Origin of the sequence: Serratia sp. JSRIV001 (genome assembly GCF_019968745.1) — a bacterium.
Lineage (GTDB): Bacteria > Pseudomonadota > Gammaproteobacteria > Enterobacterales > Enterobacteriaceae > Chania > Chania fonticola_B.
Genome location: NZ_CP074147.1, coordinates 1,031,251 through 1,048,743, shown reverse-complemented (window position 1 = coordinate 1,048,743; position 17,493 = coordinate 1,031,251). Strand labels below are relative to the sequence as shown.

Annotated in this window: 17 protein-coding genes; 2 read left to right on the top strand and 15 right to left on the bottom strand. The window is 51.6% G+C overall.

The window, feature by feature from the left end; genetic code table 11:
* Positions 1–4: 4 nt before the first annotated feature.
* The 4 genes from KGP17_RS04700 to KGP17_RS04685 form a co-directional block, all read right to left on the bottom strand.
* Positions 5–2,653: a fimbria/pilus outer membrane usher protein gene (locus KGP17_RS04700; RefSeq protein WP_223498932.1), complete on the bottom strand. Its 2,649-nt coding sequence runs from the start codon at positions 2,651–2,653 to the stop codon at positions 5–7.
* Between the two features lie 75 nt (positions 2,654–2,728).
* Positions 2,729–3,430: a fimbria/pilus periplasmic chaperone gene (locus KGP17_RS04695; RefSeq protein ID WP_209524124.1), complete on the bottom strand. Its 702-nt coding sequence runs from the start codon at positions 3,428–3,430 to the stop codon at positions 2,729–2,731.
* A gap of 53 nt (positions 3,431–3,483) precedes the next feature.
* Positions 3,484–4,029, bottom strand: coding sequence for a fimbrial protein (locus KGP17_RS04690; RefSeq protein ID WP_059199865.1), 546 nt, complete (start codon positions 4,027–4,029; stop codon positions 3,484–3,486).
* A gap of 118 nt (positions 4,030–4,147) precedes the next feature.
* Positions 4,148–4,528, bottom strand: a complete 381-nt coding sequence (locus KGP17_RS04685) for a helix-turn-helix domain-containing protein (RefSeq protein WP_059199864.1) — start codon at positions 4,526–4,528, stop codon at positions 4,148–4,150.
* Between the two features lie 719 nt (positions 4,529–5,247).
* On the opposite strand from KGP17_RS04685, the gene KGP17_RS04680 reads away from it, so the two are divergent.
* Positions 5,248–6,066 (top strand): winged helix-turn-helix domain-containing protein, encoded by an 819-nt coding sequence (locus KGP17_RS04680; RefSeq protein WP_223498931.1) that lies wholly within the window; start codon positions 5,248–5,250, stop codon positions 6,064–6,066.
* A gap of 149 nt (positions 6,067–6,215) precedes the next feature.
* Here KGP17_RS04680 and KGP17_RS04675 read toward each other — a convergent pair whose 3' ends face one another.
* The 3 genes from KGP17_RS04675 to KGP17_RS04665 form a co-directional block, all read right to left on the bottom strand.
* The gene (locus KGP17_RS04675; RefSeq protein ID WP_021179454.1) at positions 6,216–6,605 is read right to left on the bottom strand and encodes an SHOCT domain-containing protein; all 390 of its coding nucleotides are present in this window, start codon (positions 6,603–6,605) and stop codon (positions 6,216–6,218) included.
* Between the two features lie 880 nt (positions 6,606–7,485).
* A complete protein-coding gene (locus KGP17_RS04670; RefSeq protein ID WP_059199085.1) occupies positions 7,486–8,445 on the bottom strand; it encodes an IS110 family transposase in 960 nt (319 codons plus the stop codon).
* Between the two features lie 243 nt (positions 8,446–8,688).
* The gene (locus KGP17_RS04665) at positions 8,689–8,940 is read right to left on the bottom strand and encodes a DinI-like family protein (RefSeq protein WP_059199862.1); all 252 of its coding nucleotides are present in this window, start codon (positions 8,938–8,940) and stop codon (positions 8,689–8,691) included.
* Between the two features lie 431 nt (positions 8,941–9,371).
* Here KGP17_RS04665 and KGP17_RS04660 point away from each other — a divergent pair, with 431 nt between their 5' ends.
* Complete coding sequence (locus KGP17_RS04660; RefSeq protein WP_059199861.1) at positions 9,372–9,947, top strand: tyrosine-type DNA invertase; 576 nt, start codon at positions 9,372–9,374, stop codon at positions 9,945–9,947.
* A gap of 111 nt (positions 9,948–10,058) precedes the next feature.
* On the opposite strand, the gene KGP17_RS04655 is transcribed toward KGP17_RS04660, so the two are convergent.
* From KGP17_RS04655 to KGP17_RS04620, 8 genes are all read right to left on the bottom strand, one after another.
* Positions 10,059–10,673 (bottom strand): helix-turn-helix transcriptional regulator, encoded by a 615-nt coding sequence (locus tag KGP17_RS04655; RefSeq protein WP_059199860.1) that lies wholly within the window; start codon positions 10,671–10,673, stop codon positions 10,059–10,061.
* Complete coding sequence (locus KGP17_RS04650) at positions 10,670–11,335, bottom strand: hypothetical protein (protein ID WP_223498930.1); 666 nt, start codon at positions 11,333–11,335, stop codon at positions 10,670–10,672. The genes KGP17_RS04655 and KGP17_RS04650 overlap by 4 nt, the downstream gene beginning before the upstream one ends.
* A gap of 66 nt (positions 11,336–11,401) precedes the next feature.
* Positions 11,402–12,319, bottom strand: a complete 918-nt coding sequence (locus tag KGP17_RS04645; RefSeq protein WP_059199858.1) for a fimbrial protein — start codon at positions 12,317–12,319, stop codon at positions 11,402–11,404.
* Positions 12,320–12,332: 13 nt separating this feature from the next.
* Positions 12,333–12,833, bottom strand: coding sequence for a fimbrial protein (locus KGP17_RS04640; protein ID WP_137751119.1), 501 nt, complete (start codon positions 12,831–12,833; stop codon positions 12,333–12,335).
* 21 nt (positions 12,834–12,854) lie between these two features.
* The gene (locus KGP17_RS04635) at positions 12,855–13,382 is read right to left on the bottom strand and encodes a fimbrial protein (RefSeq protein ID WP_223498929.1); all 528 of its coding nucleotides are present in this window, start codon (positions 13,380–13,382) and stop codon (positions 12,855–12,857) included.
* Between the two features lie 22 nt (positions 13,383–13,404).
* Entirely contained in the window at positions 13,405–16,044 is a 2,640-nt protein-coding gene (locus tag KGP17_RS04630; RefSeq protein WP_094983302.1) for a fimbrial biogenesis usher protein, read from the bottom strand.
* An 82-nt stretch (positions 16,045–16,126) separates the two neighbouring features.
* The gene (locus KGP17_RS04625; RefSeq protein ID WP_059199855.1) at positions 16,127–16,795 is read right to left on the bottom strand and encodes a fimbria/pilus periplasmic chaperone; all 669 of its coding nucleotides are present in this window, start codon (positions 16,793–16,795) and stop codon (positions 16,127–16,129) included.
* A 125-nt stretch (positions 16,796–16,920) separates the two neighbouring features.
* Positions 16,921–17,463: a fimbrial protein gene (locus KGP17_RS04620; RefSeq protein ID WP_021179445.1), complete on the bottom strand. Its 543-nt coding sequence runs from the start codon at positions 17,461–17,463 to the stop codon at positions 16,921–16,923.
* Positions 17,464–17,493 lie beyond the last annotated feature (30 nt).

Sequence of the window (17,493 nt, the reverse complement as noted above, 5' to 3'; positions counted from 1 at the left end):
GCTGTTAACCCTCGTTAACAGCCGATAGCGTGTCATTGTTCGCCAGTTTCGACCGCAGGGAACTGGCAGGGGCCATCGTCGTGCAAGGCGAATTGAATTGTTGTATCTGCTCTTGGCCCTTGGCCATAGGCATCAGCATATAGCTGACGGTACATTGCATCTCACCACCTTCTCCCCATTTCACTTGCAACTGGCCCTTGTCTTGCGCCACACGCGCATACAGTTGCCCGCCCTGGCCCACTGAGCCTACGCTGTTGCCTTTGCTATCAAAGATATCGGCCCCGAACGGTACCGGCTCCCCTTGATAGGTTGCGTTCACCAGAATTGGCGTCCCCTGCTTAGTAGTATATTTCACCTTCACCACCGCACCGGAATATGGCGCCACTTTCTGGCTGGTGTTATCCAATTCCACACCGGCCGCCGTCCCTTTCGGATCGAGACTGATCTCGTTCATCTGGTACGGATTCAGGTAAGGCACTATCGCGTATCCTCGTGAATCAATGCTCACGCCGGAATATGAGGAAACCTTAGCACCCTCTGCACCTTTGGCTTCCACCAGCGCGAAGGTGTCCGACGTGTACGGTGTAAAGGTCACCCCGCCAGAGTGGGCGATCACCGTACCGTTCATCCCGGCAGAGGCGCTTTGATAGCCTTTACCCGTGCTGTAAGTACCGCTCAATGCCGTGGCCGGGCTACGGTAGTTACCGTTCAGCGAGCCGCTGGAACCCATACCCTGATTGGCATTCATCGCCGTCACGCCATAGCTGAACTGGTTATCCTGCCCTGTGGTGCCGGATACCGTAGCCTGCTGGCCATAACGGCCGCTGCTGTCATGGGACAAGTCCATCCGCAACTGTGGCGTGTGGGTTTCGTCGCTACGCCCCAACGGCAGGCTGAAGCTCAACAGATAGTTGGTCTGCGCCGTACCCAGGCTGGAGAAGCTGCGGTTAATGCTCAGGCCGTAGGACAGGTCCTTGTAGCGATTGTTGTAACCTATCTGGTACTGCTTCTCGCTGCCGTCTTTGTTCCAGTAATTCTGCAAGGAGCCGCTGATATACAGCTGGCCCCAGTTCTCCGGCAGACCTTGTCCCGCAGTCACCGTCAGGCGATTTTTGGCTCGCGAGATCGACTCCGGCGAGAACCCTTCTGCTACCGCGTCACGAGTCTGCATCGCGGTCATAAAGTCCATAAAGCCATCGGTTGAGAAGCGGTACGCTGCCAGCGACAGATTGCTGTTGGTTTCGCTGATCAGCTTGCTGTAGCTCACCTTGTAGCTTTGCCCACTCAGGCTATTACCCGACTCATGTCGGCCATTGGCATCGGTGCCGTTCCCCAAATGAGTACGCGCCTGGGTAACATCAAATGCCCAGGCACCAATCGGCGTGCCTACCGCCGCACCCAACTGCAGTGCGTAGTAATCCTGGCTGGCCTGCAGGCCACCATAGCCAGTGATGGCGTTAGTTAACCCCAACTGGTAGGTGCCCTGATACAGCGCCGGTTTCTCACGCAGGTTATCGCTACGTACTTCACCTGCGGTGATCGAATACCGTGATGACCCAGGCCGCAGCAGTTGGGCCACCGAAGCATAAGGCACGCTGAAAGTCTGCTCGGTACCGTCGGACTCACGTACAGTGACCTGTAGATCCCCGCCGTAGCCGGTCGGGTACAGATCGTTGATCAGGAACTCGCCCGGGGTGACCGTGGTTTCATACAACACCTGACCGCCCTGGCGTACGGTAACGCGGGCGTTGGTACGGGCAATGCCACGGATATCCGGCGCATAACCGCGCAGGGACTCCGGCAACATCCGCTCATCAGTAGCTAACTGAATACCAGTAAACGGCAGCGTATCGAACAGTTGCCCGGTGGTGTTCGATTGGCCCATCAACACGCGCGCCTTGAGTACTGGAATATCGCGCTGCAAATAAGTATTGAGGTTGTTGTACTGGTTCGGTCCGTTGTCCATCCGGGTATAAGACCCGTTGTGACGGAGATACCAGGCGCCGACATTCAGCCCGGCGTTCACGCCAGCAAACAGCGAATTGAAGGTATTACCGTGCGATTCGCTGGTGTAGCCGTTGACGTTGTAGCCCATCAAGAGTGCCGGTACGCCGCTGTCCCACAGCTCCGGGCTAACGGTGCCGCGGGCGGTGTTGAGCATGTAAACCTGCGGCACCACAATATCCAGACGTTGCTCATTACTGTCGTAATTCACCTGAGCTTCCGGTAACTTGCTTTGGAGATCGAAGCAGACATCCCCTTTGTCCAGCGAGGTTAAAAAATCCGCTGGCAGCTTGGCGTAATCAAACGCAATGTTTTTAATCAGTTCGCGGGTCAGGCAGGGATAAACGCTTTTATCTGTCCGCGCTTTGAATTCAATGTCAGTATTGCTGATCGGTTGATTATTAACATATAAAGCCGTTTTATAGATCCCAGGCAATCCCGAAGAGCCATTGGCAAAACGACTGAGGTCCACGGACTTCTCATCATCCACATTCAGGAATGACGCATCGAACTCAAGATTTTTGGCGATGTCTTGTGGTGCAGAAACCGCGTTCTCAGCATTAACGTTAGCCGCAAAAAAAGTTGATAAAATAGCTATGGCCAGTGGCGATAACTGGCTACACAGGCCATATTGAAAATATTTAGACATAGATATCCCTTCAAGAACTGATTCCTGAATAGCGGTCAACCGATTAATGCGAGAGTGTTTTATATAGCGGGGGCGTTATTTTATCACTGCATCAAAAGTATTAACCGCACCGTAATCATTTACGAAACTCCCTGTAACCTTACTACCTGCACTGCCCGCCAAGTCCAATGTCATTGTGCTACGGGGGGCCACCATCGCATGGTCAAGTTTTTTGCCATTAACCGACAGGTTGACCAACGAGACATAATACGGCGTTGGGTTGCTGGCCTGTACCCGGTTACCCTGGCTGTTCCAGGTTAGCGCTTTAGCCGCTTCATTGGCGTTACCTTGCAGACCCGCAGGGCGATAGAACAGCTTGATGCGCGAACGGAAAGCCATCTGCAAGCGGTTCTCGGTCACTTTAGCCTGGGTTTTGGCCGGAACTTCCAGTACGTTCAGCCAGAACACCGATTCTTTATCCATCGGCAGCGAGCCACCGGCGTAGCTGATACGTAACGTCTGGCCCTTGCTCGGCTCCACACGGTTCATCGGGGGCGTCAGGACAAACGGCACCTTGATCGCGGCCGGTTTGGCGTCGGCGTCACCGTTATCGATCCAGCTTTGCAACAACACCGGTGATGGACCGCCATTACTGATTTTGACGCTGACTTCTTTGGCATCAGAGGGGTAAATCACCCGCGTACCACTAATCACCACGCTGGCCAGGCTACTGACGCTGAACAAGGCTGCGGCGGCAACAACGCCAACTTTTAGCACATTAGTAGAGAGTAATTTCATCATAAACTCCGGGAACTGACAGATTGGGAGGGGCGTACCCCTCCCACAGTCCATTACTGGTACTGAATAGAATAAACAACGTTGCTGACTACGGTACCCGCAGTGGTTGCTGCCTCTGCGTAGTAGCGAACGATGTACGGCAGTGTGGTGCTACCGCTGGTAACGTCTTTATACGTCATCGCGGTGGTCTGCTCTTGGCTACCGGCTTTGATCACGGCCTGAGTCGGGCTGGAAGCGTCCAGCAATTGCAGGCTGACGTTGGTAGCCGTACCAGTCGTGTTAAACAGGCGGCCAGTCACCGTATCAACAGAAGAACCCGCCTGGAAGAAAGCGGAGGCAGTCTCCAGGGTCCCTGAACAGTTGCTCAGGGACATCACGAAACCGGTATCACCTGCTGTGCGAGCAGCGTTTTGCAGTTGGTTGGTGCCGACGGTTGGCAGAATGACGGTCGCGTCCGCACCCTGGCCATCAACTACGACGTCACAGGTGTTGGCAGTCAGTTCACCGTTAAAAGTGATGGTACCGGTAGAAGCTGCCTGGGCCAGGCCAACAGTACCGAAAACAGCGATCAGGGATGCAGCGATTGCTAACTTTTTCATATATATTCCTACTTACCTTGTATTATGAATACCATTTTAATATCCATTAAAATGGCCTGGTGAATACCCATGGGGATGGATATAGCTAGATGACTCCAGCATTTATATTAACAACAACTTACTTAACAAATAGCGAAGAGACTCGCTGGTTATCGACGGAGTAGCCAATACCATGAACGTTCGCTATAAAATCTTCCGGGAGCCCAAGTGACGCCAGTTTCTTACGCAATTCATTTATTGCATGCCATAAACGCTGGCTGGACGAAGATAAATTAATCTCCTCCCAAACGTTTTTCATTATGTCATTTTTATAGATGACGGCATCCCGGCTATTCGCCAGCAAATAAATCAGTAATCGGGTCTGGATCTCGTTTAGAGAGATAACCTTGAAAAACAGGGTGCGCTCAGAAGCTCCATCAGAGTAATAAAGGAGTCTTCGATTGGCAATATCGAATTGAATGTCATCATCAATTAGGAATCCATAAAGTCTATTTTCCATATGCATCTCGGATTATTATTTTGGTTTAATAACAAAAATAACAAACCTCCCTTAGGTGAGACATTATAGGAGCAATTTCCACTATGGCAACCGCGCCAAGATGATCACATTGCTATCTCTAAAAGTCTCGCAACAGCCTTAAATACCGAAAAACAAAGCTCGATCAGCATTTAACGCTAGCTGACGCGAATCATCCTGGTGTTTTTCATATCTCATTACTTCACCTCATTTTAGTAGTCATAAATGTCAAAGATTTTTATCTTGCGACATTTATCGCTGGCTATTATTTTTTACTCATTAACATTCAATCAATTACCTACAAACCTACGATTAAGATTTATCTGTTACGCCGATATATAAAAGACGCTACCGGTGAATCTATCCTTTACCTCAGTAAGATGAAGCCGCTTTACTTCGCTCCCCCTTGCTGATGGAACAAATACTAGGTCATTGATGGGATTATTCTGAGTGAAGTAGTTTTATTATTGATAAAAAACAAAAATACACTTAAAATTCAAGAAATTAATAAAAAATATCAAATCATAACGGAGCGTTCTCAATCGTTCTTAAATGACAGCGACTCTCATTTAAGATTTTTCATTAACACTTTGTTTTTTTAATGAGTATGAAATGTTACTGATTTTTCACGCCTGTTAAGACTTATAATCTATACTTAAACAAGCTGAGCATTGAGACAATCAAAATTTAATATATTGAAAATGAATAAAAAAATAATCATTAACGATACCGTTCTGTACCTTCCCGAAGAGCACCGTCTGTGCCCGCTGCGCGCTCGAGGCAAAGAAACCGTTTTAAACGTTCCTGCAAGCCGTTGCCTGCAATTAATGTTGCAACGCCCGGGCGAGGTAATCAGTCAAAGCGACTTTTTCAATGAAGTCTGGCAAAAACATGGCCAGTATGTCACTGCCAATACCCTCTATCAGAACATCTCATTGGTAAGAAAAGGGATGCGGGAAGCCGGGCTGAGCAAAAACATCATCCGCACGGTTCCCAAAGTCGGAGTGGTTTTTTCCGGCACCGTTGAAATACAGCAAGAAGAGAGCGCCAACGTCATAGTGCAGCAAAGCAATAAGCCAGATCCGCTCCCAGTCGAGAGCTCACAGGCCGAAACTCTGCCGCCAGAACGCACGGTTTTAAACCAGAACAAGCTATTGCGCTATGGCCTATTTACGGCGTTCATCCTGGTTATGCTGATCCTGCTGGTCAGCAATCAATCGCAAAGCGCACGTTTTTTTGACAGCCACAATAGAGTTGCCACGATCAATCAATGTTCTGTCTATATTGATAGAGACGATCTGGAAACCAATGTGGCCGACTACAAGGAGTATTTAACCGTTAACAATGTAGTCTGTAATCCGGATGAGTTTGTCTACATTACCCGAACCCCGGCAAACCACAACACGCTGGTATTATTTTGCGATACCACTGCACAAGGCGATCTGAGATGTTCCTCACGATTTCAAATCGATAATCAGCACGACCCTCTTGCCGGCCTACGACCAGCAGGGAGGCAATAGCGGTTCAGCCATATAATGACCAACGGCGGCGCTTGGTTGAACGGTAGATTGCAAGAGATCTCAAGGTGGGTTCACTGCCGAATATGGGTTATTAGGGGAGCTTGCGGCCCCCCTTCTCTCTCATGTCATATTTCCTGCCCACTTCAACCTCAGGCCAGTGCTTTAGCCTTCAACTGCTGGTATTCACTTTCGGTGATCACACCGTCATCCAACAGCTTTTTGGCGTCTGCAATCTGCTCGGCTGGCGATTTACCCGCGACACCGCGGATATATTCGTTGGTGGCAGAGACGGATTTTTGCACCTGCGCACGATGCCGCTCGGCCATGCCTTTACCACGGGCAATCAGATAGACCAGGGACGTTAACAGCGGGATGAACAGCAGGAACACAATCCATACTGCCTTATAAAAGCCGCTCAGTTGGTGATCGCGAAACAGGTCGGAGACGACCTGGAACAGGATAAACAGGTAGGCGATGAAAAAGAAAAATGAAAACGTGGTAACCAGAATATCCCACAGGGTAAGTAGGTGATAGGTCATTAGCGCTCCTTATGGTCTAGCAAAACCAGGATAAAACGGCTTTCAATAACAAATTGATGTTTTGCACCATAAGTATATGTCGAACTTTCATTTTTTCCATGTTGGGCGGGAAAAATACGGCACAGGGAGAGCATCTGGATGGGTAAAGCACGGGCCCTCACCCTAACCCTCTCCCACAGGGAGAGGGAACCGATCGAGTGGGCTGAAAATGCGGTGATATATCTTGGATAGGGGGCGTTCAAGTTTACTGAGATGACTTCTTTACTTCCAACTGAAAGCTCCCCTCTCTAGAGAACCGATCGAGTGGGCTGAAAATGCGGTGATGTGTCTTGGATGGGGGGCGTTCAAGTTTACTGAGATGACTTCTTTACTTCCAACTGACAGCTCCCCTCTCCAGAGAACCGATCGAGTGGGCTGAAAATGCGGTGATATATCTTGGATAGGGGGCATTCAAGTTTACTGAGATGACTTCTTTACTTCCAAAGAGTAGGGACTAACAAGCCTCCTCTCCCTGTGGAAGAGTTTGCTGAGTTTATCGCTTTACTACCAAACGAGCAGGGGCTAACAGCTCCCTCTCCCTTAGGGGATTTACTTTGGATGAGAAAGAGATCGAGTGTGCTGAGCTTATCGCTTTACTACCCAACGAGCAGGGGTTAACAGCTCCCTCTCCCTTAGGGGATTCACTTTGGATGAGAAAGAGATCGAGTGTGCTGAGTTTATCGCTTTACTACCAAACGAGCAGGGGCTAACAGCTCCCTCTCCCTTAGGGGATTCACTTTGGATGAGAAAGAGATCGAGTGTGCTGAGCTTATCGCTTTACTACCCAACGAGCAGGGGTTAACAGCTCCCTCTCCCTGTGGGAGAGATACCGTCTTGTCGGCTATCCGGCAAGCGGTATTTCCGCATTAAATGTCTTTCCTGATTTCACCACACCATAGGCCAGTTGCAGCAACTTTCGCATCGCCGCACACACTCTTTCTTTGCCCGACTTCCCACGCAACTTCAGCCTTTCTGTTAAGTCTTTAACCACAACATTGTATTGGCCTGCCACTACCGCGGGCATGTATAACGCACTTCGCAGCTCACCGTGCCCCACTTTCGATAACCGGCTTTTCCCTTTAAACATCCCCGACTCACATCGCTGTGGATTCAGTCCTGCGTACGCTACCAGGGCCTTGCTGCTGGTGAACCGACGCAGGTTTCCTGCGAAGGCCAGCAGGCTGGAGCTCAGCATCTCTCCCACTCCAGGGATACTTTTTAGCAACTCGCTGTCCCGTTTCAGGTCAGGGTTATCATCGATGTGCTGACTGATTTTCTTTTTCGTTTCTCGTATCAGTTCATCCAACGTGGCGATGTGCTCATTGAGTGAAGGGACGATGACTGCTTCGGCCACCTCCAGGCGATTTTCTTCCATCTGACGCATCTCTTCCAGGTTCTTAAGATGCCTGACCAACGCGGTCAACTGGCGCTCGCTCAACGGGGCTGGGAACCACGGGGCAGGCTGATGCAGTGCGCAGTAGCGGGCTATCATCGCTGCATCGCTTTTGTCCGTTTTGTTCCGGGCCAGTTCTGTATTGCCGAAGGAATGGATACACGCCGGGTTCATCAGACTGACGTGGTAGTTGTTGTCTGCCAGATAAGTGGCCAGTTCCGTGCTGTAGCTCCCGGTGGCTTCCATACAGACATGACAGTCGCCAAAGCGGCTCAACCAGGCTGCGAACTCGCGGCATCCAGAAGGGGTATTGGCAAACTTTTTGGTTTTATACTTCTGATTGTCCAGCAGTACGGCGACATCAAATTTGTGTTTAGCGATATCAACGCCGACAGGGGTTCTACGCATTATGGCACTCCATAACCATGTCTGAAATTTATCGCCGGACCATCCTTATATGTAGGTGCTCATAGGCACAGGATACCGTTCGGTCTACAAGGCGACAGGGAAATAGACAGCCGGGGCACAATCTCTCCCACGGGCTCATAGGCACTAGGGTTAGGGGGAGCTCACCGGCTATCTCCCGATGATCAGTCGGGGATCTTCTCCGCTAAGGCGGAGAAGATCAAGACATAAGGGTTGGGGTGAGGGCTATGCGTTACGCCAGTGGCCATGCAGGATGACATCGTCGACAATTTCCTGCACGGTCAATTTTGCCTCAACGTCGTTAAAAAAATCACTGGTCACGATCTCAGTCTTATCATTCAGCCCAGCAATCACCGTGAGGTGACTAGCCGGGTAGACCTCATGGACGCGAGTTTGCAGTTCGTCCAGCAACGCCTCACGGGCTTTCTCAGAGAGGTTGTCGAACAGATTGTTATCAACTTTTATTTGAATATTCATTTGGTAGTCTCTAGCAAGGGGCTTGGGGTTATCCTTATCATGATAGGCTCAATGTACAATTTTTGGCTAGTGCCGGTTCACTACGCTGTACATCAACTTTTTATTCTGACAAATGTGAAATTCATTACACTTTACTCTATTAAGAAACCCAATATTCATTATGTTTGCGGGAAACAGTCAAATTATAGACTGTATTATCAATGCTAATTAAACAGTGCAATTGCCCTCCCCCGTAAATGCTGGATATTGACGGTAGTCACCTGTAACATCACAATAAACATCAAATAGGAATTATCCTATGAAATTACCTCCAACTGCACTTTTAACAAACTTTTATTGCACTCTTTGGATTTAATAACGGTAGGTAAGAATTTTATTCTATTTAATCCTAACTCTGGCGTTTTTTAAGCGAAAAAAAATAGGAGTTTTCTTTGGTACAGCGTAAATTTCTCACTCTAACAGAAGTCCGCAAACTGATGAGTGCTGCCAGAAATACACCGACTGGAGTACGAGATAGCTGCCTGATCTTACTGGCTTTCCGCCATGGATTCCGTATCAGCGAACTGCTGCGCCTGCGCTTTCGCGATCTTGAAATGGCCGAAGGACGGATAAATATACGCCGGCTTAAAAATGGATTCTCTACCGTTCATCCTCTGATGAATGACGAATGCGAGGCAATTCTGGAATGGAAGCAGCACAGGGCCCAATGGAAACCCAGTGCAGACCCGGACATTATCTTTATTTCTCAGCGAGGAACCCAGCTATCGCGTGCTCAAGCCTGGCGCATTATCCGCCAGGCTGGCGAACTGGCGGGCACGGTCATCAATACGCATCCCCATATGCTACGCCATGCCTGCGGCTATGAACTGGCGGAAAGAGGTGCCGATACCCGTTTGATCCAGGACTATCTGGGGCACCGAAATATTCGCCATACCGTACGCTATACCGCCAGTAATGCGGCACGATTCGCAGGCATATGGGAAGCGGGTAAACGAAAAAACGGCTGAAGCCGCCGAAATAACCTTACTTTTAGTGCATTATTCAGCAAACCATGCTCCACCACCGCCGGAGATCGCTGATGACAGCGATCTCCAAATCAGGCGGTAACCGATATAGGGCTATTGATTAAAACAGGCATAGAGCTCGACTTCACTCTCAATGCCAAGCTTGCCCATCATGTTACGTTTATGTGCACTCACGGTCTTGACGCTGCGGGAAATCTTCTTCGCTATCTGCGAGATACTGAAGCCCTCCTGCAATAAGCTATAAACCTTTATTTCCGAGCGGGAAAAAGGTCTGGCATCGGCGTTGGGCAGACTGGCCCCCTGTTCACTACGCAGAGACGGACTGATAACAATCTTGCCAGCCAGAACCTGATCGACCTGATTAACTAGCTGCCGAATATCCTCAGATAAAGCAATATAGGACACCCCTGGTAGATAACCTGGGCAATCCAGCACCTGTTTTCCTGGCACATCGGTCATAATCAGTAACGGTTTATCCTGCCTGACTGATTGAACAAACGACAGCAGCTTCGCCCCCATAGTGATATTTTCATTCAGGCCATAGAGTTCACTGACGATCAGATCAACATCAGATAAATCATCATCAAATACCACATCATAGATGGAGTGCGCCGGTACGATCTCAGCGTCAGGCAGTTTGCGCCTGAATAACTGATGCAAACCATGCCAGGTAACAATACAGGGATGCATAATCATTATTTTTTTCATCGAGTCTCACCACTCAGTCCGTTTATCTTGGTTAAATAAACCAGCTTACCCGCCAGCAGGTAGAGCTCCTCATTGGTTGTCATCTGTAACTTTCTAATGATCGATTTCTTCTGCGTGCTGATGGTGCGTACATCTTTGCCGGTCACATTAGCGATAGCCGTGGCACTACGCCCGCGCAGTAAGGCCAGCGCAATTAATCTTTCCTGCTTACCTAATAAAGCCGCATTTTTGGGCGCTTTGTCAGTCTGATCGCTGCCTAAACATTGGGTGATTTGATAAAGGTTAACCGGATCGATCAATACCGTATCTACGCCGAAGGCGTGGAGAAGTTGCACCATCCAGGCCATATCATGCTGCAACCAGATCACCGAGTTGGTTTTATGATGATAACTGGCAATATCTGACAAAAAGGATAATAACGACAGATAGTCAGTGCCACGAGATAATGAGCTAAACAAGATCACATCAGGTTTAAATTCATAAACTTTCTTTTTGGCATCGGTCAATTTACTGACCCGGCAAAAACTTAACTCCGTGCTGCCCGCGTCCCCCAGTAACCGCTGCAGCCCGATCCAATTGATCCTGGATGGCTCAACAACCAGAATTCGCTTGCGGCTTTCCGCTGTCGCATGCTCGGCTTGCTGATGATTTGCCTGCTGCATTTTTCCTCCTAAATAACCGTGTCTAGCGCCGTTCTCCCAAGCTTGAGGCCTTGTTCAAAAGCACATTCAAGGATACAAAAAGGTCACACCCACCACGGCTTTGACATTACCCGCCACTACCTGACCGGTAGTGCGTGCATAGTTGGCGGTCAAACCTAAACTGACTGCGGAACTCCCGACGGTCCCCAGCGCGACGTTCCTGTTGGTCGGAATAGCGCCATTGCGGTTGGCAACCTGAATACCAATCCCCTGAGCCACCGGCGCTGAAGCGGTGTTGGCAAAAATCGTGGACGCGGCATCCGTGGTTGGCCCAGTCAGGTAATAGGCCAGGTTTTGGTTCTGGGCACAGCGCACCGTCAACGGTATCGATACCGTTCCCGGATATTCTGGCAGATTCACGGTAACGTCGCGGGAAGAGACATCACAGCCACCGGTAGGGATCACCACGCTATTGCTGGCATAGATATTCCAAATATACGCATGCGATTCCCCCACGTTATTGGTTTGATGCATATTTAACACCGCAATCAAAGAACCACTGGTTATCGCCACGCCACCTGCAGTGCTGATAGGCGTGAGATAAAGCACGGCGGGCCATGGCGTCATAGTGGTGGTTCTATAGACAACGGACTTGGTTTCAGAGGTTGTCGGGAATGGGTAAGAAGTACCGTCATACACAAAGCTACCGGTGAAACTTGCCAGTACGCCACCATAGGCCGAGCCTCTTTGCAGAGAAACGTAGTCTATTCGAGTATCTGGATAATCATTTCGGCAGGATATCTGACGGGACAAATCAACGATCAGGTTTTGGCCGACCCCGATCTGCGGAGTCAAATCAACAAACACGTTGGCGCTGCCGCCACCGATAGGGATGGTCGCCCCGGCCGCCGTTCGGCAAGCAAAGGCATGGGCACTGGATGAATAGCCAATCAAGAGCGCAGCTGCACCCAGATATTTCAGAAATACGCGGATTAAGTCTTTCATATGTTCTTCATCATCAGGAATAGGTGTAAGTCACGTTGATCAGGGATTGAATCGACCCCTGCGTCACATTGCCGCTGGGCGTGATGGCCCTCACTTGCAAAACCAGGCTGGCGGCCAGCGATGCGTCATTCACCGCCACGACTTTGGTACTGCCGTTGGGCAGATTTACCCCGCCGCTATCGGCCAGCTGCAACGCAATATTGCGGGCCGCGCCCTGATTGGCGTAATAGTTCCGGGTGCTATCGGCCGTGCCGGAAAAGGTCGCGGTCACCTTTGAGGTCCCTACCGGGCAGTTGGTGAGGTTTAATGTCACCGAATGCCATGGCGAAGTGGCACCTGCCGCCAGCAGGTTGAAGGTATATAAATCACCCAGTTCTACCGTGGTAGACACGGTGGATACCGTGCAGGGTTTTGCCACCACCTTGCCATTGATGGTGATGTTGACATCTGCCGCATGCGCCAGGGGGAGTACCATCATCAGTAACCACCCCGCGATCGGGACCAGCTTGCTCATGTTCATAGCCCTTTTCTCCGGTTACTGAAATTCCAGGGTGAAGTTTGCCGTCGCTCTGACCTGCCCGGCAGTCACCGGGGCGCGGGTTGCCATCAGGCGCGCATAGAAATACAGCGTATTGGATTGCCCAGCGGTGATGTTTGACCAGTTCAACCCGCTCGAGATCTCATTGAGAGCAATGGCATTGCCGCTGTTATCGAGGATCTGTATGCCCATGCCAGCTGCCGCACCGGCCCCACCGTCGATTTTCAGCAAAGTCAGATTGTCGCTGTCTGCCACACCGGTGAAACCCGTTTTCACCGCGATGGCTGAACCGCCACATTTATCGAGCACGATGCTGAACGGCACCATCGGCGTCGTCGCCCCTACCCGATGCAGCTGCTTAGCCGCATTACTCATCAGATCCACCACAAAACTTTGCGACCCCGGAGCTATTGAGCAGGCATTGTCCTTAACGTAACCGTTAATGGCGATGGTGCTGTCCGCGGCCTGCGCTACCCTGGAGCTAAACAGCGCCAGCAGACACAGGCTATAAAGTTTTATTCTCATTGCTCGCCTCTCCCGCCCGGCGTCATCGGCATACTGCCGTTAGATAGCTGAGTGCCCGCTGCTGACTTTCCGGCGGCAGTTGGTAACTCGTCACGCATTGCTCGCCTGCACCCTCACCCCATTTGGCTTTCACCTCGCCACGTGGTGGCAGCCCGGTCAGATAGACCTGCCCACCGTCGGCAACAATGCTGCCAGAGCGGCCATTATCGAAGGACACTACCGTCCCGAATGGCAACGGCTGTCCGTTATAGGTCAGCGTCATCAGTACCTTCAGCCCGACATGGGTTTTAAAATCGGCCAGCACCACCGCGCCGTGATTCGGCACCACGCTGACCACCGCGTCATCCAGCTCGACGTTGTTTGCCAACGTATTAGGGTTCAACGCCACGCGGTTTTCCCGGTAATCCATGGCAAACGGCAGTACGGCATATCCCCGCGAGTCGGTACGTATCCCGCTCTGGTTTTCCACCGACACGTTACCCGCCCCCGGTGCTTTGACCAGGATCAGGGTGTCGTTCAGCGGTTGACTCAGGGTGATGCCGTTCTCATGCGCCAGCACGCCGCCGCTTAGCCCGTAATACAGTTGGCTGGTACCGCTGCTGCGGCTGTAACCCACGTTGGCGTTGCCAGAAGCCCCGCGATAGTTCAGCGAGGTGTTACCCGTCCCGCCTGAAGTGCCCGTTCCGCCTCCGGCGTAACCGGCCTGCACGTTGTAACTCAGGTTGTTATCCTCCAGTAACGTGCCATACACCCCAGCCTGATTAGTCATCCTGCCGCTCAGATCGTCAGACATGCTGTAGCTGACGCTGGAGCGGTTGAAAGCGGACTGGCTGTCGGAACGCAGCCAATGGCTGAACGGGATGCTGATGTTGAAGGCCAGCATATTGTCGCGTCCGTCCTGCCAGGCATTTTTGGTCAGGCTGTAGCTGAGGGTATAAGTGATATCCTCCAACGTACCGCTGAAACCGGCCTGCAGTTGTTCATCCGCCTTACCTACCCCCCAATAAGTCTGGTGGCTACCGGTCAGATAAAAGGTGCCATTGTCCCCAACCTGCTGAGTCACCGTCATCTGCAACCGCCCACGCTTGTTGTAGGCCAGATTGTAGTAATCGGTGAGTTTCGGCATGAGTTCGACAATACCTTCATCGGTTGCCGCCTTATAACCGCTCATCTGGCGCCAGGTCGTATCACCCAGCGCGTAATAGCCACTGGTGGAATAGCGGTAACCGAGCAGTTGCAGGTTGGTGCCCCACTCGTTTAATGCCTTGTTATAAAGGAAGCGCAGCGACTGACCCTGATGGGTGCTGTCATCCGGCAAGGTGGCGCGAGCCTGGGTGATGTCAAACGACACCGCGCCGAAAATGCCCAGGTTTTTAGCCACCCCAAGGTTGAATGCACGATAGCGGTCGGCAAGCTGAGTACCGCCAGACAGCGTCCAGCCGTCGGCCAGCCCCCACATCAGGGTGCCTTGGCCAAAGGTAGGTTTTTCTTGCTGATCGTTGCCGCTGCGATACTGCCCCACCATCACCGTATATCTCACCTGCCCTTGGCGCAGCAGCCCAGGAACCGACGTATAGGGCACGGTAAAGACCTGAGCCGTGCCGTCGGCTTCCTGAATGCTGACCTGCAAATCACCGCCGCTGCCCGATCCAGACAGATCGTCGATGGTAAATGGGCCTGGTGGCACCGTGGTTTGATACACCTCGAACCCATTCTGCTTGACCGTGACCCTGGCGGTGCCACGGGCAATTCCGCGGATCACGGGAGCATACCCTCGCTGGCTGTCTGGCAACATATTGTCATCCGTCGCCACCTGTACGCCGCGGAAGTTCGCGCCGTCGAAAACGTCCCCTGAGGTATAGCCGTCACCCAACGTCAGGCGACTGCGCAGCGGCGCAATATCCCGCTGCAAATAGGTATTGACGTGCTGCCAGCGATTTTGATTGGAGCTCGATCCGCCGCCGCTGGTATAGCTCCAGGTAGTATTATCCCGCAATCGCCAGGCTCCCAGATTCACGCCGCTTTGTAAGTTAAGGAAGGCGTAATTGCTGTTGCTCGACTGGCTGTTACGGACATTACTGCCGGTGAAGCTGTAATTGAGCAGCCCGGCAGTGATGCCATTTTGCCACTGGTCAGGCGGGATATAACCACGGGCAGAGTTGCCCATGTAAGCCTGGGGAACACTGATAGACAGGCGCTGCCGCCCGACGTCAAAATCAGTGGAGGCTTCCTTGATCAGCGAGGTTAAGGGTACGCAGGCTTCCGATGCCAAGATGGCCATTCCTGGGACAGCCCGGGTATTAACGCCCATGGTGGCCAGTTGGCTGCGAGTCAGGCAAGGCACCAAGGCCTTGTTGTCGGCATCGGGCCGGAAAGAGACATCCCGGGTCGACATAAACCCGTCATTCATATAAATGTCGACACGGTAGATACCCGGAGGCGCCTCAAGTCCCTTTTCGAACCCTGACAGATCGGCTACCTTCGCCGGATCGTCAGCCAGAAAACGAGGGTTGAAGTAATTTTCCGCTCGAGCCGATGCATCGCCACATAGCGCCCACAGCATCAAGGCTAAAGGCGTTAAAGTCAGCTTTAAGATGGGGGCACCCTGGTGGTTATCGTTTATCACTCTGCGACTTTCCGTGCCGTTTTTCAGGTATAGCATGATCCCTCCGGTTCGATACAGGTCGCCCGGCTGCCTGATTTATCTGGTTATAGCTTGATGAAGTGGATGGCGGCTCCAGGCCTTACTGCATCACACCCTTGAATACCGGCGTTTGGGCACCGTAATCGTTGATCGTCCGATAGGAAATCGTGCTGCCTGCATCGGCGGGGAGCGCCACATTAGTCGATCCCATCGGCGACACCATGGTGTTTGCCAACTGCCGCGTGCCGGCGTTCAACTCGCTCAGCGTGATGAAATAGGGTGTAGGATTGACGATCGTCAACTCTTTGCCGCTACGTTTAAAACGCAGTTGCTCCGGAGCCTTGTCTGGCGCAATACTCAGCCCATTGGGGCGATAAAAAAGTTTGATACGGCTGGTAATAGCCAATTGCAGGGTGTTTTCATCCTGGCGTGATTTGTCCAGTGAGGGGATCGCTTTGACGTTAACCCAGAACAGGCTCTCCCGATCCTTCGGCAAGCTTTGATTAGTCGCGTCAATAATGCGCAGCGTGTTCTCTTTTTTTCCCTGCATCAAATATAACGGTGGCGTAATAATCAGCCGACCGTCTTTCTGGCCATCGGCGTTTTCTACCCAGGATTGGATCAGATAGGTACTTTTCTCATCGTTATTGCTGACTCCCAAAGTCACCTGCTTCTGATCGGCAGGATAGATCACCCGGGTCGCACCCAGGCCGACTCCGGCGTTTGCCATACCCACATGCCCCGCCGCCAACAACAACAGCACGGACATTGCCTTTCCAACCTTCGAAATTGTTCTCACATTTACCTCGTCCATCAGGATCTGACTTCCATAACACTGCGTGGCCAAAGGCCAAACATTCACAGCGCTATTACTTTTCATCTTGCGGCCAAGGCCTACTGATAAGTCAGTGCGAACCAGGCCTGAGCGTTAGCCAAACCATTGTTCACCGGCTGTCCGGTGGCACGGTATTTCGCTACGAAATGCAGGATCACCGGCCCCTCTTGCAACGGCACCCAGTACCGCGGCGCGGTATTGAGTGGAATAAATCGGCCTCTGTCATCAAACAACGCCACGGCTACGCCAGAGGCGACACCTGGCCCGTCACCAACAGAAAGCACCTGCGGATTATTGCTGTCTGCCATGCCATGGAACATCACGCCCACGTTACGACTGACCGTGGAAGTACAGTTCTGCAGATGTAAATCAAAGGGGACTGGATCGGCCTCATCGCCAGGCATACGAAACCGGTCGGTGGTGATATTCCCCATCGATACCGTCAAATTGCGATCTCCGGCTTCCACCGAACAGGTTTCAGCGATCACTTCACCCTGAAAGCGCATCAGACCACCGAGAGGTTGTTCCTCCCAACGATCGTCAGCAACGGCCTTCCCCACCAACAGCAGAGTTAGCAGGAGTCCCGCTCCCATTCTCCACATCGCACACTCCTTGCCTCCGATAGCTGAAAA